The 22,372-nt window shown below is 63.7% G+C and carries 19 protein-coding genes; 11 read left to right on the top strand and 8 right to left on the bottom strand.

Annotated features, from left to right (window positions below):
- Positions 1 to 66 precede the first annotated feature (66 nt).
- The 3 genes from ACFO3A_RS06710 to ACFO3A_RS06700 all read left to right on the top strand — a co-directional run bounded on the left by ACFO3A_RS06710 (position 67) and on the right by ACFO3A_RS06700 (position 3,912).
- Positions 67 to 1,257 carry an acetyl-CoA C-acyltransferase gene (locus ACFO3A_RS06710; protein ID WP_377725070.1) on the top strand — a complete coding sequence of 397 codons (1,191 nt, stop codon included), beginning with the start codon at positions 67 to 69 and terminating at the stop codon, positions 1,255 to 1,257.
- A gap of 109 nt (positions 1,258 to 1,366) precedes the next feature.
- The gene (locus ACFO3A_RS06705) at positions 1,367 to 2,497 is read left to right on the top strand and encodes an acyl-CoA dehydrogenase family protein (protein WP_377725068.1); all 1,131 of its coding nucleotides are present in this window, start codon (positions 1,367 to 1,369) and stop codon (positions 2,495 to 2,497) included.
- An 86-nt stretch (positions 2,498 to 2,583) separates the two neighbouring features.
- On the top strand, positions 2,584 to 3,912 hold the full coding sequence (locus ACFO3A_RS06700; RefSeq protein ID WP_377725066.1) for a GGDEF domain-containing protein: 1,329 nt from the start codon (positions 2,584 to 2,586) through the stop codon (positions 3,910 to 3,912).
- Between the two features lie 110 nt (positions 3,913 to 4,022).
- Here the strand turns inward: ACFO3A_RS06700 and ACFO3A_RS06695 are convergent, their stop codons facing one another.
- Genes ACFO3A_RS06695 through ACFO3A_RS06685 form a run of 3 tightly spaced genes read right to left on the bottom strand, consistent with a single transcriptional unit; the run spans position 4,023 to position 7,104 of the window.
- Positions 4,023 to 4,544, bottom strand: coding sequence for an ImmA/IrrE family metallo-endopeptidase (locus ACFO3A_RS06695; RefSeq protein WP_377725065.1), 522 nt, complete (start codon positions 4,542 to 4,544; stop codon positions 4,023 to 4,025).
- A complete protein-coding gene (gene lptM, locus ACFO3A_RS06690; protein WP_377725063.1) occupies positions 4,541 to 4,693 on the bottom strand; it encodes an LPS translocon maturation chaperone LptM in 153 nt (50 codons plus the stop codon). Before lptM ends, ACFO3A_RS06695 begins: the two co-directional genes overlap by 4 nt.
- Before the next feature lie 5 nt (positions 4,694 to 4,698).
- The gene (locus ACFO3A_RS06685; protein ID WP_377725060.1) at positions 4,699 to 7,104 is read right to left on the bottom strand and encodes a penicillin-binding protein 1A; all 2,406 of its coding nucleotides are present in this window, start codon (positions 7,102 to 7,104) and stop codon (positions 4,699 to 4,701) included.
- Positions 7,105 to 7,330: 226 nt separating this feature from the next.
- On the opposite strand from ACFO3A_RS06685, the gene ACFO3A_RS06680 reads away from it, so the two are divergent.
- The 7 genes from ACFO3A_RS06680 (at position 7,331) to aroB (ending at position 14,344) form a co-directional block, all read left to right on the top strand.
- The gene (locus ACFO3A_RS06680; RefSeq protein WP_377725057.1) at positions 7,331 to 8,419 is read left to right on the top strand and encodes a pilus assembly protein PilM; all 1,089 of its coding nucleotides are present in this window, start codon (positions 7,331 to 7,333) and stop codon (positions 8,417 to 8,419) included.
- Complete coding sequence (locus tag ACFO3A_RS06675; protein ID WP_377725055.1) at positions 8,416 to 9,012, top strand: PilN domain-containing protein; 597 nt, start codon at positions 8,416 to 8,418, stop codon at positions 9,010 to 9,012. Before ACFO3A_RS06680 ends, ACFO3A_RS06675 begins: the two co-directional genes overlap by 4 nt.
- A gap of 3 nt (positions 9,013 to 9,015) precedes the next feature.
- On the top strand, positions 9,016 to 9,699 hold the full coding sequence (locus tag ACFO3A_RS06670) for a type IV pilus inner membrane component PilO (protein ID WP_377725054.1): 684 nt from the start codon (positions 9,016 to 9,018) through the stop codon (positions 9,697 to 9,699).
- A 44-nt stretch (positions 9,700 to 9,743) separates the two neighbouring features.
- A complete protein-coding gene (locus ACFO3A_RS06665) occupies positions 9,744 to 10,250 on the top strand; it encodes a pilus assembly protein PilP (RefSeq protein ID WP_377725052.1) in 507 nt (168 codons plus the stop codon).
- A gap of 32 nt (positions 10,251 to 10,282) precedes the next feature.
- Entirely contained in the window at positions 10,283 to 12,511 is a 2,229-nt protein-coding gene (gene pilQ, locus ACFO3A_RS06660; protein WP_377725050.1) for a type IV pilus secretin PilQ, read from the top strand.
- Positions 12,512 to 12,579: 68 nt separating this feature from the next.
- The gene (locus ACFO3A_RS06655) at positions 12,580 to 13,119 is read left to right on the top strand and encodes a shikimate kinase (protein WP_377725048.1); all 540 of its coding nucleotides are present in this window, start codon (positions 12,580 to 12,582) and stop codon (positions 13,117 to 13,119) included.
- Between the two features lie 115 nt (positions 13,120 to 13,234).
- The gene (gene aroB, locus ACFO3A_RS06650) at positions 13,235 to 14,344 is read left to right on the top strand and encodes a 3-dehydroquinate synthase (RefSeq protein ID WP_377725046.1); all 1,110 of its coding nucleotides are present in this window, start codon (positions 13,235 to 13,237) and stop codon (positions 14,342 to 14,344) included.
- Here the strand turns inward: aroB and ACFO3A_RS06645 are convergent.
- Positions 14,341 to 15,471: a bacteriohemerythrin gene (locus ACFO3A_RS06645; RefSeq protein WP_377725044.1), complete on the bottom strand. Its 1,131-nt coding sequence runs from the start codon at positions 15,469 to 15,471 to the stop codon at positions 14,341 to 14,343. The genes aroB and ACFO3A_RS06645 overlap by 4 nt on opposite strands.
- 226 nt (positions 15,472 to 15,697) lie before the next feature.
- Here ACFO3A_RS06645 and queA point away from each other — a divergent pair, with 226 nt between their 5' ends.
- On the top strand, positions 15,698 to 16,780 hold the full coding sequence (gene queA / locus ACFO3A_RS06640; protein ID WP_377725043.1) for a tRNA preQ1(34) S-adenosylmethionine ribosyltransferase-isomerase QueA: 1,083 nt from the start codon (positions 15,698 to 15,700) through the stop codon (positions 16,778 to 16,780).
- Here queA and ACFO3A_RS06635 read toward each other — a convergent pair whose 3' ends face one another.
- The 4 genes from ACFO3A_RS06635 to trpD form a co-directional block, all read right to left on the bottom strand.
- Positions 16,781 to 17,506 (bottom strand): uracil-DNA glycosylase, encoded by a 726-nt coding sequence (locus tag ACFO3A_RS06635; RefSeq protein ID WP_377725042.1) that lies wholly within the window; start codon positions 17,504 to 17,506, stop codon positions 16,781 to 16,783.
- A gap of 84 nt (positions 17,507 to 17,590) precedes the next feature.
- Positions 17,591 to 20,257, bottom strand: a complete 2,667-nt coding sequence (locus ACFO3A_RS06630; RefSeq protein WP_377725040.1) for a diguanylate cyclase domain-containing protein — start codon at positions 20,255 to 20,257, stop codon at positions 17,591 to 17,593.
- Positions 20,258 to 20,399: 142 nt separating this feature from the next.
- A complete protein-coding gene (gene trpC / locus ACFO3A_RS06625) occupies positions 20,400 to 21,203 on the bottom strand; it encodes an indole-3-glycerol phosphate synthase TrpC (RefSeq protein WP_377725038.1) in 804 nt (267 codons plus the stop codon).
- A gap of 9 nt (positions 21,204 to 21,212) precedes the next feature.
- Entirely contained in the window at positions 21,213 to 22,268 is a 1,056-nt protein-coding gene (gene trpD, locus ACFO3A_RS06620; protein WP_377725037.1) for an anthranilate phosphoribosyltransferase, read from the bottom strand.
- Positions 22,269 to 22,372: the final 104 nt, after the last annotated feature.

Genomic DNA, 22,372 nt, shown 5'->3' with positions numbered 1-22,372 from the left:
CATCCCCCTCGAACCCCCTCGACCAGCGCCACGGCGCTGGTTTTTCTGCAACAAGGAGAGCAAAACATGTCCCAACAGCAAGACCCCGTCGTCATCGTCAGCGCCGCACGCACCCCCATGGGCGCATTCCAGGGCGGTTTTTCCGATCTGGCCGCCCACGACCTGGGTGGCGCCGCCATCAAGGCCGCCGTCGAACGTGCCGGCATCGCCCCGGAAAAAGTCGAGGAAGTGCTGTTCGGCAACTGCCTGATGGCCGGCCAGGGCCAGGCGCCCGCCCGCCAGGCCGGTTTCAAGGGCGGCCTGCCGCAAAGCACCGGGGCCGTGACCCTGTCCAAAATGTGCGGCGCGGGCATGGAAGCGACCATCCTGGCGCACGACCAGCTGATCGCGGGCAGCCGCGAGGTCATGGTCTCCGGCGGCATGGAAAGCATGACCAACGCCCCCTATCTGCTGAAAAAAGGCCGGGGCGGCTACCGCATGGGCCACGACAAGGTCTATGACCACATGATGCTCGACGGCCTGGAAGATGCCTACGAACCCGGCCGCAGCATGGGCACCTTCGGCGAGGATTGCGCCGCCAAGTACCAGTTCACCCGCGAGCAGCAGGACGCCTTCGCCATCGCCAGCGTGCAGCGGGCGCAGCAGGCCATCCAGTCCGGCGCGTTCCAGGCCGAAATCGCCCCCGTCACCTTCCAGACCCGCAAGGGCGAGGTGACGATTGCCGAGGACGAAGGCCCCCTGAAAATCCGCACCGACAAAATCCCCACCCTGCGCCCCGCGTTCAAGAAGGACGGCACCATCACCGCCGCCGCCAGCTCCAGCATCAACGACGGCGCCGCCGCCCTGGTGCTGATGCGCCAGTCCACCGCCGCCGCACTCGGCTGCAAGCCGCTGGCCAAAATCGTCGCCCACGCCACGCACGCGCAAGCACCGGAATGGTTCAGCACCGCCCCCGTCGGCGCGACGGAAAAAGTGCTGAAAAAAGCGGGCTGGAAAGTCGAGGACGTCGATCTGTGGGAAATCAACGAGGCCTTCGCCGTCGTCCCCATGGCGCTGATGGCCGACCTGAATGTGCCGCACGACAAGGTCAACGTCAATGGCGGCGCCTGCGCCCTGGGCCACCCCATCGGCGCCAGCGGCGCCCGCATCATCGTCACCCTGCTGCACGCCTTGCAGGCCCGCGGCCTGAAAAAAGGCCTGGCCACGCTGTGCATCGGCGGCGGCGAAGCCACGGCCATGGCCGTCGAGCTGGTTTGACAATAAAAGGAGCTTCTTGCGCTGACAAATAAAAGATTTCAGATATAAAACGCTCTGAAATCTTTATATATTCAGCGCAAGAAGCTATCAAATTAAAAAGGAGACTGCAATGCTGCTCACCCAGGACCAGCAAATGGTGCGCGATGCCGTGCGCGAGTTTGTCCAGGCGGAAATCGTTCCCCACGCCGCGCGTTGGGACAAGGAACACCACTTTCCGAAAGACGTCCACCAGGGCCTGGCCGCCCTGGGTGCCTACGGCATCTGCGTGCCCGAGGAATACGGCGGCGCCGGGCTGGACTACCTCACCCTGGCCTTGGTGCTGGAGGAAATCGCGGCGGGCGACGGCGGCACCAGCACCGCCATCAGCGTCACCAACTGCCCGGTGAACGCCATCCTCATGCGCTACGGCAACGCTGCGCAAAAGCAGCAATGGCTCACCCCCCTGGCGCGTGGCGAAATGCTGGGCGCGTTCTGCCTGACCGAGCCGCACGTCGGCTCCGACGCCTCGGCCCTGCGCACCACGGCGGTCCGGGACGGGGGCGACTACGTCATCGACGGCGTCAAGCAATTCATCACCAGCGGGCAGAACGGGCAGGTGGCCATCGTCATCGCCGTCACCGACAAGGCCGCGGGCAAAAAGGGCATGAGCGCCTTCCTCGTGCCCACGTCCAACCCCGGCTACCAGGTCGCGCGGCTGGAAGACAAGCTGGGCCAGCACAGCAGCGACACCGCGCAGATCAACTTCGACGGCTGCCGCATCCCGGCCGCCAACCTGATCGGCGCCGAGGGCGAGGGCTACAAGATCGCCCTGTCGGCCCTGGAGGGCGGGCGCATCGGCATCGCCGCGCAAAGCGTGGGCATGGCCCGCGCCGCCTTCGAATGCGCCCTGGCCTACAGCAAGGAGCGCGAAAGCTTCGGCCAGCCCATCTTCCATCACCAGGCTGTCGGCTTCAGACTTGCGGAATGTGCTACGCAAATCGAGGCCGCCCGCCAGCTCATCTGGCACGCCGCCAGCCTGCGCGATGCGGGCCTACCCTGCCTGAAGGAAGCCGCCATGGCCAAACTGTTCGCCAGCGAAATGGCCGAGCGCGTGTGCAGCAGCGCCATCCAGACCCTGGGCGGCTACGGCGTGGTCAATGATTTCCCGGTGGAGCGCATCTACCGCGACGTGCGCGTGTGCCAGATCTACGAAGGCACCAGCGATGTGCAAAAAATTATCATTCAACGGGGGCTGGCGTAGGCTTTCCGGGCCAGCTGCGGGGAACAAAAAGGGGCAGCGCCTAGAATGGCGCGAGTCCCTTTTTTGTTGTTCCGCAGCAGCCTGTCATGGTCGAAAAGAACCCCTCCATCATTGCCCGTGAAGCCCTGAAGCTGCTCTTTGCCCGGCAGTTGGCACCGACACCGGAAAACTACCAGGCGGTGTACGGTGAAGTCGCCGGAATGGCCATCCCCATTCCCGCCAGCCTGGCCAGGCAAATCGTGCACCTGCTGGAGTTCGGCCAGCCCGCCTTTGCCGGCAGGGACGAACGCCTGCACGAAATGGCCGAGCAGCTCATGCACTTCCTGCGCCAGCCCAGCCCCGATTTGTCCACTGCCGAGCTGTTGCTGCAAAACTTCAACCACCGGCTGTCCTTTGCCGCCCAGGATGAAGCCCAGCTGCGCGATACCTTGCTGCGCCTGCTGGGGCTGATCATTCAGAACATCGCCGCACTGTGCCTGGACGATCAATGGCTCGAAGGCCAGTTGGACGCCCTGCAAACCGCGACCGAGCCGCCCCTGACCCTGCCGCACCTGCAGGACATCGAATTGCGCCTGAAGGACGTCATCTTCAAGCAGACCGAAGCCAAGGAACGCCTGGTACAGGCCCAGACCCAGGTGCGCAATCTGCTGGCCACCTTCATCGACCGTCTGGCCGATATCGGCGACACCAACACCAGCTACCACGATCAGCTGGAGCGCTGCGCCACCCGTCTGACCCAGGTTTCGCACCTGCACGAGATCACCCCGCTGCTCGAAGAAGTCATGACGGCCACGCGGGCCATGTCCGAGCGCTGCTCCACCGCCCGTTGCGAGCTGCAAACCCTGCGCGAGCAAAGCGAACAGGGCCTGGCCGAAGTCGAGCGCCTGCGCCACGAGCTGGTACACACCTCGGTGCTGGCCCGCCAGGATTCCCAGACCGGCGTCCTCAACCGCCGGGGCATGGACGAAGCGCTGGAGCAGGAAGTCATCCGTACCCAGGCAGCCGGGGTGCCGATGTGCATTGCCTTGCTCGACCTGGACAATTTCAAGGCATTGAACGACCGCCTGGGCCACGAAGCCGGGGACAAGGCTCTGCAGCATCTGGTCGCCGTGGCCAAACAGATCATGCGCAACCAGGACCAGCTGGCCCGCTACGGCGGGGAGGAATTTGTCTTTCTGCTGCCCGGCACCCAGGTACAGCAGGCCGTGGAAGTGATGAAGCGGCTGCAGCGCAAGCTGACCACGCGCTACTTTCTGCAGGACAGCGAGCGCGTACTCATCACCTTCAGCGCCGGGGTGGCCGAAATCGCCCCGAACGAGAGCTACCAACAGGCGCTGGTGCGTGCCGACAGGGCCATGTACGCCGCCAAGCGGGCCGGCAAGAACCGGGTCATGGCCGCTTCGATGGACGCTTGAAAGCCAGCGCCAATCTCTCAAAAAGAGAGCTTCCACCGCAAGTATTCATTGAATTTCAGATGGTTTTAACCCTGAAATCCTTTAAATATGTGCGGTAACAGCTCTCTTTTTCAATCCCAGGTCACTTCCGGGCGCAGTTGCTGCGCCAGGGTGCGCGGCCAGTCCAGATCCAGATCGGCCATGCGCTGCTTGATCAGGATCGGCGCCACCTGGAACAGCAAGGCCAGCTGCTCCAACTGCCCCAGCTGCAGGTCGTGCAGGCTCTCGCGCAGCGCCTGCTCGGGCATCAGCAGGCGCAGGGCAAAGTCGTTGGCTTCGCTGTCGATGCGCAACTGCACGTCGCAGTGGTAGCTGTCCGACACTTCGATGGTGTGCGCCCCGCCGGGGCGCAAATGGTGCAGGGCCAGGTGCCCCAGCGCATGTGCCACGCCGTAGCGCTGCCGCTCCAGCGGCTGGCTGCGGTCGATGACGATGCGCGGCTTGCGCTGGGGGGGCAGCTCCACCCGTGCGCAGGCGCTGCCCAGTTCGGACAGCGCCACCGTGATCTGCATGGCCTTGGCGATGTGCGCCAGATTCACCGGAACCGTCTGATCCCAGTAAGTTCTCAGCACCCCCTCGGCCAGCAGCGTCATATCTGCGCGGGCAAAGGGGCCGGCAGGGCCGCAGCAGCACTGTCAGGCAGGAACAGCGGGCCACGCTGGCCGCAGCCGCTCAGGACGGTCAGAACCGCCGCCACGGCAGCGGCGCACAGCAAACGGGCAAGGGAGGAAGAGCGGGGCATGGCGGTCAATTGTTGCGGAACAGATCCAGGATGCTATTGCGTTCCTGGGCATCGGGCGGTGCAGTCGGCGCTTGTCCCTCGGCACTCTCCAGGCCCACATCGCTCATGCCCAGGCTGCGGATGCTGGAGTCGGTGTTTTCTGCGTAGAACCACTCGCCATCGGCATTCACCACCCCCGGCGGCACGCTGTAGCTGGCCACGGGAACGTCCTTCAAGGCGTACTGCATGAACTGGATCCAGACCGGCAGGCTCAACCCCCCGCCGGTTTCCCGGGCCCCCAGGTTGCGCGGGTTGTCGTAACCGATCCAGGTGACGGCCACCAGGCTGGGCTGGAAACCGGCGAACCAGGCATCCACGGCATCGTTGGTGGTGCCGGTTTTGCCGTACAGATCGGGCCGTTTCAATGTGGCCTGGGAACGGGCCGCCGTGCCCGAACGGGCCACGGTCTGCAACATGCTGTCCATGATGAAGGCGTTGCGCTCATCGATCACGCGCTGCTGCTGGGCCAGGGGCGTCGGGTGGTACTCCGCCAGGGGCGTGCCGCGCTGGTCGGTGATCTTGGTAATCAGCCACGGAGTGATGCGATAGCCCGTATTGGCAAAAGTGGCAAACCCCACCGCCATCTGCATCGGCGTGACCGAACCGGCGCCCAGCGCCATGGTCAGGTAGGCCGGGTGCTTGCTGGCCTCGAAGCCGAAGCGGGTGACCCACTGCTGGGCGAAGGCGGGGGTCGTCGCCTCCAGCACCCGGATGGCGGGAATGTTTTTGGACTTGGCCAGCGCTGTGCGGGCCGTCATCGGGCCTTCGAAACGGCCATCGTAATTCTTCGGCTGCCACGGCTGCCCGCCTGTGACGCCAGCGCCATAGATCAGCGGTGCATCGTTGACGATGGTGGACGGGGCAATGCCCTTCTCCAGCGCTGCCGAATAGATGAACGGCTTGAACGCCGAACCGGGCTGGCGCCACGCCTGGGTCACGTGGTTGAACTTGTTCTTGGCAAAGTCGAACCCCCCGACCAGGGCGCGGATGGCCCCGGTCTGCGGATCGAGCGCCACGAATGCGCCCTCCACCTCCGGCAACTGGGTGGCCGACCAGGTTTTGCCCGCCTGAATGATGCGGATGATGGCCCCCGGCACGATCTTGATTTGCGGGGGCGCCTTGGGCGACAGGCCCGACTCGACCGGCTTGAGGCCCTCGCCGGCAATTTCGATCTTTTCGCCATCCGTGCGCTGCACCAGCAGCTTTTTCGGACTGGCCTCCAGCACCACGGCAGAGCGCACATCCCCGTTGTCAGGGTGCTGGGCCAGGGCATCGTCGATCACGTCTTCCAGCATTTCCGGGTCGGTCGGCAGGGCGATGAAGCGTTCCGGGCCACGGTAGCGCTGGCGGCGCTCGTAGTTCATGATGCCCTCGCGCAGCGCCTTGTAGGCCACGTTCTGCTCGTCCAGGCGCAGCGTGGTGTAGACGTTCAGCCCCCGGGTGTAGGCGGCTTCGCCGTACTGGTCAAAAATCAGCTGGCGGGCCATTTCTGCCACGTAGTCGGCATGATTGGCACTTTCCCGTGGGGTATCGCGGCGCAGCTTCAAGGGCTCCTGGCGGGCCTGCTCGGCCTCGTCGGGAGAGATGAAGCCGTTTTCCTCCATCCGATCGATGATGTAGAGCTGGCGAATACGCGCCCGCTTGGGGTTGCTGATCGGGTTGTAGGCCGAAGGCGCCTTGGGCAAACCGGCCAGCATGGCCGCCTCGGCGATGGTGATGTTCTTCAGGGGCTTGCCGAAGTACGCCTCGCTGGCCGCCGCAAAGCCGTAGGCGCGGTGCCCCAGGAAAATCTGGTTCATGTAGACCTCCAGAATTTTTTCCTTGGTCAGCAAATGCTCCAGCTTGAAGGTCAGCAGGATTTCGTAGATCTTGCGGGTATAGGTTTTTTCCGACGACAGGTAAACGTTGCGTGCCACCTGCATGGTGATGGTGGAAGCGCCCTGGCTCTTGAACTTGCCCAGGTTCGCCAGTGCCGCACGCAGCATGCCCTTGTAGTCCACGCCGTTGTGCTCGAAGAAGCGGGTGTCCTCGATCGCCAGCACGGCATCGACCATGACCTTGGGAATCTCGCGGATGGGCGTCAGGGTGCGCCGCTCCTCGCCAAATTCTCCGATCAACGTGCCTTCGGCGGAATACACCCGCAGCGGCAGCTTGGGCTGGTAGTCCACCAGCGCGGAAATGTCCGGCAGATTCGGGTAGGCACGCGACAGGGCGATCGCCAGCACCAGCGCCCCTGCAATGGCCCCGGCAACGGCCAGCCCCAGCAGCCAGAAAATGGCGCGGACAGGCCATGGCAGGCGTTTTTTGGGAGGGGGTGTTTTTCGGGAAGCGGGCGCATTTGCGCCTTGAGAAGAGGGGGTCGAGGTGGGCATACGCGGGTACCAGGGAAGACGGGCATTATAGGAAGCGCCGCGCATCGGGGCACTCGCAAACGAATGCGACCAGATGTGACAGAAAAGCTCAAAACGTGCGGTTTTGGCAACACTCCGGCGATATTCCAAACCGGTTGTCCAAAGCCCGCCAGCTCTTGCTGCTAGCATCATTCGGCTGGGCTTAAAGTCAGCCGCCTTGCCGTATGACCAGCAGATAGGAGTCGTCTTGTTTTCCCTAAGTTCACTTTTCCAGCGCCAGCCAGAGCCATTGATTGGCCTGGACATCAGCGCCACGGCTGTGAAACTGGTCGAGCTGGGGCGTCACGGCCAGGACGGCTGGGTACTGGAGCGCTGTGCGATGGAGCCCCTGTCACCCGACTGGGTGGCCGACGGCAGCATCGTCAATTTCGACGAAGTGGCAGGCGCCGTGCGCCGCCTGCTGGCCAAGAGCGGCACCCGGGCCAAACACGTGGCCCTGGCGCTACCGCCCTCGGCCGTCATCACCAAGAAGGTGATTTTGCCGGGCAGCCTCTCCGATGCGGAAATGGAAATCCAGGTGGAGAGCGAAGCCAGCCAATACATCCCCTTCTCCCTGGACGAAGTGCAGCTGGACTTCTGCATCATCGGCCCCAGCCCGAAAAGCCCGGGCGATGTCGATGTGCTGCTGGCGGCCACACGCAAGGAAAAAGCCGACGAGCGCCAGGAAGTGGCCGAAGCGGCCAACCTGAAAACCGTGGTGCTGGATATCGGTTCCTTTGCCGCACGGCTGGCGGTCGAACGGGTACTGCAAAACCCCAACGCGCCCCTGCACGTCGGGGAAGCCGACCTGGTGGTATTGATCAAGGTGGGCGCCCGGGGCTATGCCATGCAGGTTCTGCGCGACGAAGAAGTCCTGTACGACACGGAACAAAGCATGGGCGGGGCACAACTGACCCAAGCCATCGCCCGCCATTACAACCTCTCTCAGGAAGAGGCCGAGCAGAAAAAACGTGCCGATGACCTGCCGGCAAGCTACCCCACCGAAGTGCTGGCACCGTTCGTCAAAAACCTGGCCCAGGATGTGGCCCGTTCGCTCCAGTTTTTCTTCACCAGCACGCCTTACCACAGCGTGCAGCACATCCTGCTGTCCGGCGGCTCGGCAACCCTGGAAGGGCTGACCGAGGCCATTCAGGAGCACACCGGCGTTGCCACCCTGGTACTCGACCCGTTTCTCGGGATGCAATTTGGCGCCGCCGTGAATAAATCGCGGGTGCGCAAAGATGCGGCGGCGTACCTGACCGCCTGCGGCCTGGCCTTGCGGAGGTTCTACCAGTGATTCTGATCAATCTCTTGCCGCACCGGGAAGCGGCCCGCAAACGCCGCAAGGAAGTTTTTCAAATGGCCATGTTCGGCGCCCTGGTCGTCGGTCTGCTGGCCGCCGCCGGGGTGTACGCCGTCTTCCAGGGGCTGATCGATGGCCAGCAGGAGCGCAATACCTACCTGCAGTCGGAAATTGCCGTCCTGAACCGGCAAATCAAGGACGTGCAGGGCCTGGAAGGCGAGATCGCCGCCCTGCGCGAACGCCAGAAGGCCGTGGAAGACCTGCAGGCCGACCGCAACCTGCCGGTGTACCTGCTGAGCGATCTGGCCCAGCTGCTGCCGGAAGGCGTCTACCTGTCCTCGCTCAAGCAAAACGGGCTGCAGGTCGAACTCAAGGGTTCGGCACAGTCGAACGAACGGGTTTCCGAAGTGCTGCGCAATCTCGCCAATGGTTCGCCCTGGTTTACCAAGCCGGTGCTCAAGGAAATCGTCTCGGGCACGGTGGAGATTGCACCGAAAGACCTGCGCAAGGTCGTGAACTTCACCATGACTTTCATGCTGGTGCGCTCTACCGAGGTGAACCAGCAAGCCCAAGAGCGGAGGCCCTGAGCGATGTCCAGCACAAAGCCAAAAATCACCAAGGCCGACATTGCTGCCTACCTCGAAGGGGTGAAGGCACAGTTTCAGAACCTTGATCCCAAAGACCCCTCCCTGTGGCCGATCATGCCCAGGGTATTGCTGTGCATCGGGATTGCCGTGGGGGTGCTGGCCGGCGCCTGGTACGGCTATCTCAATACGCTGGAGCAGGACCTGGAAGCCGAACGCAACAAGGAAACCACGCTGCGCCAGGAATTCTCCACCAAGATGTCCAAGGCCGTCGGACTGGAAGCGCTCAAGGCCCAGCGCGAGCTGGTGCAACAGTACGTCACTCAGCTGGAAAAACAGTTGCCCAACAAAGCCGAAATGGCGGCCCTGCTCTCTGACGTGAACCACGCCGGCATGGGGCGCGGATTGCAATTCGACCTGTTCCGCCCCGGCAGCGAGGATGTCCGTGACTACTACGCCGAACTGCCCATTACCGTGCGGGTTTCGGGGCGTTTTCACGACATGGGATCGTTCGTTTCGGACGTCGCCCACCTGTCGCGCATCGTCACGATCAATAACGTCTCCCTGGTCGCCGATGCCAAGGGCAGCAGCCTGGTGATGGATGCGCAGGCCCGCACCTACCGTTACCTCGACCCGGAGGAAATGGCCGTACGCCGCCAGGACGCCAAGAAAAAAGGGAACAAGCAATGATGGCGCCCCGACGTTTCCTCCCTCTGGCCGCCAGCCTTGCGGCCATGCTGGCCCTGGCAGGCTGTATTGGCAACGACACGACGGACTTGCGTGATTGGGTGACCCAGGAGCGGGCCACGGCCAAGCCCCGTATCACCCCCTTGAGCGAACCCAAGGCATTTGTCCCGCAGCCCTACACGACGGCCGAGCTGACCGATCCGTTCAACCGCCAGAAGCTGACCCAGGCACTGCGCCGCGACAGCGAAAAGAGCGCAACGAACATGGCCTTGCTGGAGGCCGAACAGAACCGGCGCAAGCAGGAGCTGGAAAGCTTCCCGCTGGATACCATCACCATGGTCGGGAGCATGCATCAAAGCGGCACGGAAACCGCTTTAGTACGGGTGAATAAGCTGATTTATCAAGTGAAGCCCGGGGCCTATATGGGGCAAAACTACGGTCGGATCGTAAAAATTACAGAAAACACGATCCGGTTGCGTGAAATCGTCCAGGACCCGGCCGGGGATTGGGTAGAAAAATCCACCGTGCTAGAACTGCAAGAGGAAAGCAAATAATGCTGCTGCACCCAAAAACACAATTCAAAAATATGCTGAGCTGGAGCGCAGGTGTAGCCTTGCTGCTGCCTGGCTTGGCCTGGGCAGGGAGTATCCAATCGGTCACCGGCTCCATCCAGGGCGGCGGGGAAGTGGTGCGGGTGGTACTGGACGAACCCCTGACCCAGGTGCCCACAGGGTTTGCCGTGCAGACGCCGGCCCGTATCGCACTGGATTTTCCCGGTACCAGCAACGGGCTGCCGCAGTCCTTGATCGAATTGCACCAGGGCAACCTGAGTACCGCCAACGTGGTCGAAGCCTCGGGCCGCACCCGGGTGGTGCTGAACCTGAAAAGCGCCACCAACTACCGCACCGAACTGGACGGCAACGCCGTATTGATCTACCTCGATCCGGTCAAGAACACCGCCTCCGTGGCACCGCTGGCTGCGCCGGTACAGGCGACGCCAGCCCCCACCCCGGCGGTTTCGGCCAAGGCGGTGCGTGACATCGATTTCCGCCGCACCAGCGATGGTGCCGGGCGGGTCGTCGTGGCCCTGGGATCAGCCGGGGCCAGTGCCGATGTGCGCAATGACGGCAAAGGGCTGCTGGTGGAATTTTCCCGCTCCAGCCTGCCCGAGGGGCTGATGCGGCGCATGGACGTGGTGGACTTCGGCACACCGGTACAACTCATCACCACCAGCCAGCAGGGCGACAAGGTGCGCATGAAGGTCGACCTAAAAGGCAACTGGGAACACAGCGCCTACCAGAGCGAAGACCAGTTCGTGCTGGAAGTGCACGAGAAAAAGGTCGATCCCTCCAAGCTGACCCAAGGCCCGGGTTTCTCGGGCGAGCGCCTGTCGCTCAATTTCCAGAACATTGAAGTCCGCGCCCTGCTGCAGGTGATCGCCGACTTCACCAACTTCAACATCGTCACTTCCGACACCGTCGGCGGATCGCTGACGCTGCGCCTGAAGGACGTGCCCTGGGACCAGGCGCTGAACATCATCATGGAAGCCAAGGGCCTGGGCCTGAAGAAAAACGGCAACGTGCTGTGGATTGCGCCCAAGGAAGAAATTGACGAGCGCACCAAGAAGGATCTGGAAGCGGCCCGTGCCATCGAGCAGTTGGAAACCCTGCGCACGCAGGGCTTCCAGATCAACTACGCCAAGGCCGAAGAGTTGGTGAAAAAGTTTACCGAAACCCAGAACGCAGGCAATTCGGGGACGGGTGGGACAAACAACAACCGCTTCCTGTCGGAACGCGGTTCGGCCATCGCGGAAGAGCGCACCAACCAGCTGTTCATCACCGATACCCCGACCAAGCTGGAAGAAATCACCCAGTTGCTGAAAAAGCTGGACGTGCCGGTACGCCAGGTGCTGATTGAGGCCCGCATTGTCGAAGCCCGCGATACCTTCGGGCGTGCGCTGGGGGTGAAGTTCGGCGGCGGCTATATCGGCAGCCGAGGCAGCATTGGCCCAAGCTTTGGCGGCGCCAACAACTCACAGAGCAGATCCGGGCAATGGATAAAAAATGACGACACGGGCCAGTACGAATACCGGCCCGGGTATTCCAATAGCAGCACCATTAACGGTGGAAGCGTCAACTCCACCACCGGTAACAACAGTCTGGACAGAGGTTGGTCAACCAACTCATCCAGCACCATTACCAATAATCCTTTTGTCAATCTTCCGGCAGCAGCACTTTCCAGCGGTGCTGCAGCCGCAAGCATGGCATTGAGTGTTTTTAATTCCAGCATGACGCGGTTCCTGAGTCTGGAACTGTCAGCCATGGAATCAGAGGGTGTTGGCAAAATCGTCTCCAGCCCCCGTTTGATGACGGCCGATAAATCCGAGGCCGAAATCAAGCAAGGTACACAAATCCCGTATAAATCCTCCTCCGGCGCAGGCGCCAGCGCCATCCCGAAGGTGGAATTCAAGGACGCCGTGCTGCGCCTGAAGGTCATACCGCAAATTACCCCGGACGGCGACATCATCATGGATCTGGAAGTGCACAAGGATTCGGTCGGGGCGCAAACCGACGATGGCCCTGCCATTGATACCAAGAGCATTAAAACCCAGGTGCTGGTGGAAAATGGTGGAACCATTGTGATTGGTGGTATTTTCGAGATGGAAGAATTCAATCAGGTAAATAAAGTCCCCTTACTGGGTGATATTCCGGTCATGGGCAACTTGTTCAAAAACCGCACCCGGGAGACGGCAAAACGGGAAATGCTGGTGTTCATCACCCCACGCATGGTCACCGATGCGATCGCAGCCCAGTAGATCATTTCTTTCCTGACCTTTCCCCAAGGCCGCCAATGCGGCCTTGGGGTTTTTCGTAAAGGCGCAACATGGCTACGCATTTGGCTTTGGTCGGGCTGCCCGGATCGGGCAAATCCACCATTGGACGGCAGGTCGCCCGCCAGGGCGGGTGGACGTTTGTCGATGCCGATCACGCCATTGAAGAACAGCTGGGCTGCACGATCCGCGACTACTTTGCCCAGCACGGCGAAGCGGCTTTCCGGGACGTCGAGGCCCAGGTGCTGGCCGGGCTGCTGCAAGCGCCCCGGCCCACGGTGATCGCCACGGGCGGCGGCGCGGTGCTGCGGGCGGAAAACCGCGCCGCCTTGCGGGCGGGCAGCACGGTGTTCTACCTGCAGGCCGCGCCCGAGGACATTGCCCGGCGCCTGCGCGGCGATACGGTGCGCCCCCTGATGCAGGGAGTGGACGCCTTGCCGCGCCTGCAGGAGCTGCTCAAGGTGCGCGGCCCGCTGTACCGCGAGGTGGCGCATTACGTACTCGACACCCAGCGGCACAATCCCAACCAGGTGGCCCGCAAGATTTGCATGCAGATGGATGTGGCAGGGCTGACGGGCCTGGGCAGCATTTGAAGAAAAAAAATAGCTGTTACCGCTGATTATTCAAAGATTTCAAATAACTTTATTTCCAAAAACCTTATCAATAAAGCGCAAACAGCTCTTTATTTTGAAATGAAAGGCATGGCAGATGGCTGAAATTCTGCACCGCGTGGGGATCGATCTGGGTGAGCGTTCCTACCCCATTCTCATTGGCAGCGGCCTGTTGCAGGCCGCTGCCAGCTTCGCCACCTGTCCCAAGGCAGCGCAGGCGGTCATCATCACCAACACCACGGTGGCGCCGCTGTACGCGGCGGCCTTGCAGGCCGCACTGGCCGGGCATTACGCCCAGGTGCGGCAGGTGGTGCTGCCCGATGGCGAGGCGTTCAAGGACTGGGCCACGCTCAACCAGATTTTCGACAGCCTGCTGGAAAACGGCTGCGACCGCAAAACCGTGCTCTTTGCCCTGGGCGGCGGCGTGATTGGCGACATGACCGGCTTTGCCGCTGCCAGCTATATGCGCGGCGTGCCCTTCGTGCAGATCCCGACCACGCTGCTGTCCCAGGTCGATTCCAGCGTGGGCGGCAAAACGGCCATCAACCACCCCAAGGGCAAGAACATGATCGGCGCGTTCTACCAGCCACGCCTGGTGCTGTGCGACCTCGACAGCCTGGCCACCCTGCCCGCGCGGGAGCTGTCGGCGGGCCTGGCCGAAGTCATCAAGTACGGGCCGATTGCCGACATGGCCTTCTTCACCTGGCTGGAGCAGCACGTCGACGCCCTGCGCCAGCAGGACAAGGCCACACTGGCCCAGGCCGTCAAGCGCAGCGTGGAAATCAAGGCCTGGGTCGTCGGCCAGGACGAGAAAGAATCGGGCCTGCGGGCCATCCTCAACTTCGGCCACACCTTCGGCCATGCCATCGAGGCGGGCATGGGCTACGGCAACTGGCTGCACGGCGAAGGCGTGGGCGCCGGCATGGTGATGGCGGCGCACCTGTCGCAGCGCCTAGGGCTGGTGGATGCGCACTTCGTCCAGCGCCTGACCCAATTGATCGACCGTGCGGGCCTGCCCACCCGTGGCCCGGTGCTGGACACGCAGGACAACGCCGGAGCCTACCTGGCGCACATGCGCGTGGACAAGAAGGCCGAAGCCGGGGACATCCGCTTCGTACTGATCGACGGCCCCGGCAAGGCCGTGGTGCGCAGCGCCCCGGACGCTCTGGTGCGCGAGGTCATCAACGCCTGCTGCGCCGGGGGCTAACCAACGGCAAACTGGTTGCGCCCCTGGGCCTTGGCCCGGTACAGGGCGGCATCGGCGCACGCCAGCAGGGCCGCTGAACCGCTGTCGCCCTCCTTGCCGGGATAAGGAATCTGCGAGCAGACCCCGGCGCTGACGGTGACGATCTCTGCCGCCACCGAGCCCTGGTGGGGAATGGCCAGCTCGGCCACCGCCTGCACCATGCGCCGGGCCACTTCCTGGGCGCCTTCCAGATTGGTATCGGGCAGCAGCACAACCAGTTCTTCCCCGCCGTAGCGGGCCACCAGATCGGAAGTGCGGTGCAGGCAGGCGTTCAGCGCCTTGGCGACTTTTTGCAGGCATTCGTCCCCGCGCAAATGGCCATAGCGGTCGTTGAAGGCCTTGAAGCAGTCCACGTCGATCATGATGACGCCGACGGGACGCTCCCCGCGCAGGGCCAGGGCGCAGATCTGCTCCAGGCGCTCATGGAAATGCGAGCGGTTGGCGATGCCCAGCAGCGCATCGGTGCGCGAGACGGCCCGCAACCGGGCGTTGGCCGCCTCCAGTTCCTGGGTGCGCAGCACCACACGGTCTTCCAGGTTCTGGTTGGCCAGGGCCAGCTGCATGTTCTGCGCGGACAGCGCGGTGTAGAGCTTGCCGATCAGGCGCAGCAGCGCCTGGGTGCCGTTGTCATGGAACTTGACTTCAATTTCATAGGCTTTGCTCGGACTCATGCCGCCCTGAATGGCGATGATCTGCCGCGCCATCGACTGGTCGATACCCAGAATGTGCAGGCCCAGCCACGAGGTCAGGAACCCCACCAGAGTCGCGCTGGGGTCGCTCATGGTGGCACGCTGCGTCCACAGCGTCTGAATCTGCTGGACGAACTGCTGGTGCATGCTGCGATGGTTCTGCACGTGGCGCATGTCTACGCCGTACTGGGCCATCAAGTCTTCTTCTTCGCGGAAGTGGTACTCGGTATAGGCCAGCAGGCGGCCATAGACATCGGCCAGCATGCCGTCGCGATCGCCCAGGGGGTTGAGCATGGCGTGGTTCAGTTCATTGAACAAATCCACCAGCACATGGTGCTGCTGATCCAGATCGTCAAATCCGGTCACAAAATTGTTGTCCCAGACAAATGCGTTATCCATGATGCTCACCTTGAGTACCTTTTCCCATCCGCGCGTTACGCCATAAGCCTGCCAGTGTAGAAGTCACAGTGACAAGTTTCCTGATATCCGTCAAGCGCTGCGCACCCTGTATCCGGGCAAACCCCAGGGGGAACCGCCACTCCCAAGTACTACGCCGACGCTGCGGCTTTGCGACAATCGCGCCTTTGTTTTTCTTGGAACGGGCGTGTTCCGCCCTCCAGCATTGATGTCTTCCCCACGCTTTACCCTGCGCGATTTCGATTTCGAACTACCGGCGCAGCTCATCGCCCAGCACCCTTGCGTCCAGCGCAGCGCCTCGCGCCTGCTCGATGGGCGCAGCCACCCGCCCACCGACCGCATCTTCCACCAGTTGCCCGGCCTGCTGCAACCGGGCGACCTGCTGGTGTTCAACGACACCCAGGTGGTCAAGGCCCGCCTGTTCGGCGAAAAAGCCAGCGGCGGCAAGCTGGAGCTGCTGATCGAGCGCGTGCTGCCCGGCGGCAGCGAAGTGGTGGCGCACATGAAGGTGAGCAAAAAGCCCCTGCCCGGTGCCCGCCTGCACCTGTGCGGCGGCCTGGCCCACGGCGGTTTCGACGCCACCTTGCTGGGCCGCTGGCCCGATGCCAACGGCCCCCTGTTCCACCTGGCGCTGCACGGCCCGGAGGGCGCAAGCGCCTGGCAACTGATGGAACGGCACGGCCACCTGCCCCTGCCGCCCTACATCGAGCGCCAGCAGGCCAGCGGCCACGACCCCGATGCCGCCGAGGACAGCGAACGCTACCAGACCGTCTTTGCCCGCCAGCCCGGCGCCGTGGCCGCACCCACCGCCGCCCTGCACTTCGACGCCGCCGTGCTGGCCGCCCTGGCCGAACGCGGCGTGGAGACGGCCAACGTGACCCTGCACGTCGGCGCGGGCACCTTCCAGCCCGTCAAGACCGAAGACCTGGCCCAGCACCAGATGCACAGCGAGTGGTACGACATCCCCCTGCCCACCCTGGCCGCGCTGGAGCGCTGTCGCCAGCGCGGCGGACGCATCCTGGCCGTGGGCACCACCAGCGTGCGCACGCTGGAATCGTGGGCCGCCAGCGGAAAAACGACGGGCGACACGAACATCTTCATCACCCCGGGGTTTCAGTTTCAGGTGGTGGACTTGCTGCTGACCAACTTCCACCTGCCCAAAAGCACGCTGATGATGCTGGTCAGCGCCTTTGCCGGCTACGACTGCATCCGGGCGCTGTACCAGCACGCCATCGGCCAGCAGTACCGCTTTTTCAGCTACGGCGACGCGATGCTGTTGCAGCGGGCGTAATCAATATCCATGCTGCTGCCGGAACGCCCGGGCGGCGCCGAAGTGGCCGTTGCCGATGAAGGGCACGGGCGGGCGCAGCGCCGACAGGGGCGAGGGGTGGTTGCTGGTCAACACCAGATGCCCCCGATCGTTCGGGATAAGACGGCGCTTGGACTGGGCGTGGCTGCCCCAGAGCATGAACACCGTGGGCCGGCCCTGCTGGGCGACATGGGCAATGATGGCGTCGGTCAGCACCTCCCAGCCCTTGCCGGCATGGCTGGCGGGCTGGCCTTCTTCCACCGTCAGGCAGGTGTTGAGCAGCAGCACGCCGTTTTGCGCCCACTTGACCAGGCTGCCGCCGGGCTGCGGAAACGGCGGGAAGGGCACGCCCAGGTCACGCTGGATTTCCTTGAAGATGTTTTGCAGCGAGGGCGGCAGGCGCACACCGGGCGCGACGGAGAACGACAGCCCCTCGGCCTGCCCGCGCCCGTGGTAGGGGTCCTGGCCGAGGATGACAACGCGCACGGCGGGCGCATCGGTCAGCTCCAGGGCGCGTAGCGGCCGGGGCGGAAAGATGACGGCGCCGGCATCCAGGCGCTGTTGCAAAAAATTTTGCAGGGACTGGCCCGTGCTGCCGGCGAAGAACTGCGCCACCAGCGGCTGCCAGCCCGGGGCGACCGGCCAGTCTGCCGGCTGGGCGCAAAGCAATTGGTCGGGCCGGGGCTGGAGGGGTGTGGCAGCAGTCATGAATACTTTTTAATAGCTTGTTGCGCAGATGGTTCAACGATTTTAAATAGTCTCGTATCCAAAGCTTTGGAACCATCCGCGCGATCAGCTCACTTTTTCGCAACTGCCGTCATTGATCCGGTTACGTCCGGATTCCTTGGCGCAATACAGGCGGGCATCGGCCAGCGCCAGAAGCTGGTCGCTGGTCTGCTCGGCCCCAGGCACCAGGGCGGCCACGCCGACGCTGATGGTCACGTGCTGTCCCACTTTGGAGCCGCCGTGCGGCAATTGCAGCACCCGCACGGCCTGGCACAGCGCCTGGGCCTTGGCGCTGGCGCCTTCCAGGGAGCATTCGGGCAGCAGGCAGACAAATTCCTCGCCGCCGTAGCGGGCCACCAGATCGTAGGAGCGGCCCATGGCCCCGCGCAGCACCTTGGCCACGGCCCGCAGGCAGGCGTCGCCCCCGGGGTGGCCGTACAGGTCGTTGTACTGTTTGAAAAAGTCGATGTCGATCATGAGCAGCGCCAGCGGCTGCCCGCTGCGCTGGCCGCGCAACCACTCGGACTGCAGCGTCTGGTCGAACTGGCGGCGGTTAGGCAGGCCGGTCAGGGCATCGACGAAGGCCATTTTCTCCAGCGTCTCGCTGTACGCCTGCTCGGCCGTGCGATCGACGAAGGTGACCAGCAGGCTGCTGCCGAACTGCACGCCGCCGATCGCCATGGTCAGCACCTGGCCGCTCTGCGCGGTAATGCGGTACTCTTGGCTGGGGATGTAGCCGTCGTGCGCGGCCGCATGGGCCAGCGCGGCCCGCCATTCGCGCCCGACGTGGCTGCGGTAGGCCGGATCGGGGTAGGCGTGGACGGCCCATTCGTCCATGCTGGGCACCTGCGCCTCGGTGTAGCCGAAGTAGTCCAGAAAGCGCTGGTTGCGAAAGTAGATGCCCCGGGCCTCATCGACCATGCACAGCGCCACGGGCATGGCGTGGATGAGGTGCTGCAGCATGCGCTGGGTTTCTTCCAGCTCGATGGCCTGACGCTTGCGATCGGTGATGTCGTGAATGTAGCCATGCCACAGCACCGCGCCGCCATCGAGCCGCTGGGGCCGGGCCACGCCGCTGACCCAGCGCTCGCCCCGGTCCTGCAGGCGCACGCGGTACTCCTCGCGCCACACCGTCAGCGCCTGCGCCGAATCGACGATGCTTTGCGCCACCCGCAGGGCGTCGTCGGGATGGATCACGCTGCGGGCCTTGCTGCCCGCCGGCTCCAGCAGGTCGGCGCTGAAGCCGTAAATGTCCTCCCCGCCCTTGCTGACGTAGGGGAAGTGGCTGGTGCCGTCCGGCTCCAGCTGGAACTGGTAGATCATGCCGGGCACGTTCTGCGTCAGGTGCTCGAAACGCTCGCGCAGGCGGCGTTCCTCGGAGACGTCGGTATTGGTGCCGACGATGCGCAGCACCCGCCCCTGCGCATCGCGGGCCAGCACCCGGCCCTTGCACAGCGACCAGCGGTAGCTGCCGTCCTTGCAGCGCAGGCGGTAGACGCAGTCGTACTCGTCCTGGCCGTTCTGGCACGCCTCCCAGGCGGCCTGGGCACGCGGGCCGTCGTCCGGGTGCAGGCGCATCATCCATTCATCGACACTGGTGCCGATGTCCTCGTCGGCATAACCCAGCAGCGCCTTCCACGCCGAGGAGAGATACAACTGCCCGGTGGCAAAGTTGCAATCCCACACGCCCTGGTCGGTAGCCACCAGCACGGCGTGCCACAGGTTGTTCAACGCCTGGCCCTTGTCCTGCAAGGACTGCTCCTGGCGACGCAGGTGCTGCTGCATCAGGTGCAGGCCCGAGGCCACCACCATGCCCACCAGCAGGTAGAAGGCGATGCTTGCCCAGAACAGCGTCCACCACGGGGCAAACACCGCCGGCACCATGCGCCCGACGGCGACGATCAAGGGCCCGTCCATGGCCAGCGCGGCAGGCCGTACCGTATGGATGGCGACCAGCCGCTGCGGCTCGTCCGGGCGCAGCACGCCTTGCAGCACGGCCTGGGTCACGCCGCTGGCCTGGAACTCTTTCAGCATGCCGGTGGGCGCCCGCAGGCGCTCCTGCATGCCGGAGCCGCTCTGGTTCTGCCAGACAAAGCGCTGGCCCTGACCGTGAATCAGCGTGGCGTACATGTCCGGCGCATACAGCACCGAGCGCAGCAGGGTGGAAAAATCCTCGGGATACAGGGAGATGACGACGACGCCGTCGAACGTGCCCTCCGGCCCCACCACGGGGCGGGCCACGGGCAGCACCCACTTGCCCGGCACCGGCGCGAACGGCTCGCTGACGATCAGGGTGTTGAGTACCTTCAGGCGCTGCGCGGTCCGGTAATACGCCCGGTGGCTCAAATCCTGCCCCAACAGCGCCGGGTTGCTGCTGGCCAGCACCCGGCCCTGGGCATTGATCCAGGAGATGGAGCCGACGCCGATCATCGCACCGGAAAACGCCTGCACGCGCTCCTGCACCCGCCCGGCATCGTCGCCCAGAACGCGGGCATGCGGCAGGACGTCGATCAGGCTGGTCAGGGCCTTGTCAATCACGTCGAGCTGGCGAACCAGATTGTCGTGAATCACCCCGGCCTGCTGCGTCAGGCGCTGGCGTTCGCTGTGTTCAATGCTCTGGCGCTCGGCCCACAGGCCCACGGCCAGCAGCACGCCGATGCACAGCCACGCCCAACCCAGCCACCACCACTCGCGGCGGTAGCGGTTGTGGGGCGGAAGCAGAAAACGGAACACGTCAAAAGAGTTTTAGGGTTTTACAAAAGGAAACAATCTTAATCGGCAAGGGTCTGCCAGTGAAACACGCTGGCAGACAGACAAAGCTAGAACAAACCCTAGGAAAGTTTTCCAGAGCGGCCCAGGTCAACAATTCAAAAACTCAGGCAAACAGCTGCGCCAGCGCCAGCCCGGGGTCGTCGGCCCGCATGAAGGCCTCGCCGACCAGAAAGCTGTGGATGCCCGCAGCACGCATGGCCTGCACGTCCGCCGGGGCCAGGATGCCGGATTCGGTGACCAGAATGCGCCCCGACGGCACCTCTTTCTGCAATTGCAGCGTGGTCTGGATGTCCACCTCGAAGGTGCGCAGGTTGCGGTTGTTGATGCCCACCAGCGGGGTGGTCAGCTTCAGCGCCCGCTCCAGCTCGCGGCCATCGTGGACTTCCACCAGCACGGCCATGTCCAGGCTGTGCGCGATCTGCTCCAGCTCGGCCATCAGGCCGTCTTCCAGGCAGGCGGCGATCAGCAGCACGCAGTCGGCCCCCATGGCGCGGGATTCGTAGATCTGGTAGGCATCGACCATGAAGTCCTTGCGCAGCACCGGCAGCGGGCAGCTGGCGCGGGCCTGCTTCAGATAGTCGGGCTGGCCCTGGAAGAACTGGCGATCGGTCAGCACCGACAGGCAGGCGGCGCTGACCTTGCCATCGCCCTCGGCATAGCTTTGCGCGATGTCGGCGGGGATGAACTCGCCCTTGCGGATCACGCCCTTGCTGGGGCTGGCCTTTTTGATTTCGGCGATCACCGCCGCCTGGTTTTTGGCCAGCTTGCTGCGCATGGCGCCGATGAAGTCGCGCGTCAGCACGCGGCTTTCGGCGTCGCGGCGCATGTCGGCCAGGGGCATGCGCTTTTGCGCGGCGGCGATTTCCTCGCGCTTGACGGCGCAGATTTTTTCCAGAATGTCGGACATGCTTTTCTCCTAAACGGCTTGCAAACGGCTGGTGTACGCCACCAGTTGCTCTAATTTTTTCAACGCTGCGCCGCTGTCGATGGCCGCCTGGGCGCGGCGCAGGCCGTCCTCGATGCTGCTGGCCACGTTGGCCGCATACAGCGCGGCACCGGCGTTCAGGCACACGATGTCATGCGCCGCTCCGGCATCCCCGGCCAGCACGCCGCGCAGCATGGCGATGGACTCCTGCGCGTTTTCCACCTTGAAGGCACGGGTGCCGACCATGCGCAGGCCGAAGTCTTCGGGGTGGATTTCGTACTCGCGCACCACGCCGTCCTTCAGCTCGCCGACCAGGGTGCCGGCGCCCAGGCTGATTTCGTCCAGCCCGTCGCGGCCATAGACGACGACGGCATGTTCCGCACCCAAACGTTGCAGGGCGCGTACCTGGATGCCGACCAAATCCTCGTGGAACACGCCCATGAGGATGTTGGGCGCGTCCGCCGGGTTGGTCAGCGGCCCCAGGATGTTGAAGATGGTGCGCACGCCCAGCTCCTTGCGCACGGGGGCGACGTTTTTCATGGCCGGATGGTGGTTGGGGGCGAACATGAAGCCCACGCCCACGTCGGCGATGCAGTCGGCAATCTGCGCCGGGGTCAGGTGGATGTTCACGCCCAGCGCCTCCATCGCGTCGGCGCTGCCGGATTTGCTGCTGACGCTGCGCCCGCCGTGCTTGCTGACCTTGCCGCCCGCTGCCGCGATCACGAACATGGCGCAGGTGGAGATGTTGAAGGTGTGCGCCCCGTCGCCGCCGGTGCCGACGATATCGACCAGATGCGTGCGTTCGCGCACCGGCACCTTGTTGGAAAACTCGCGCATCACCTGCGCGGCGGCAGAGATTTCGCCGATGGTTTCCTTCTTCACGCGCAGGCCGGTGAGGATGGCGGCGCACATCACGGGCGACAACTCGCCGCGCATGATCATGCGCATCAGGTGCAGCATTTCGTCGTGGAAGATTTCGCGGTGTTCGATGGTGCGTTGCAGCGCTTCCTGCGGGGTGATGGCCAGATGCTGGGCTACGGGGTTCATGGGGTGTCCTGTTATTTATTTATGAGCTGTTACCGCTTATTCATACTGCACTTCAGAACACTTTCATTCTGAAATCGTTTGCTCATCAGCGGTATAAGCTCCTA

Source organism: Comamonas nitrativorans (genome assembly GCF_042654765.1).
Lineage (GTDB): Bacteria > Pseudomonadota > Gammaproteobacteria > Burkholderiales > Burkholderiaceae_C > Comamonas > Comamonas nitrativorans.
This window is presented reverse-complemented; position numbering and strand designations above follow the sequence as displayed.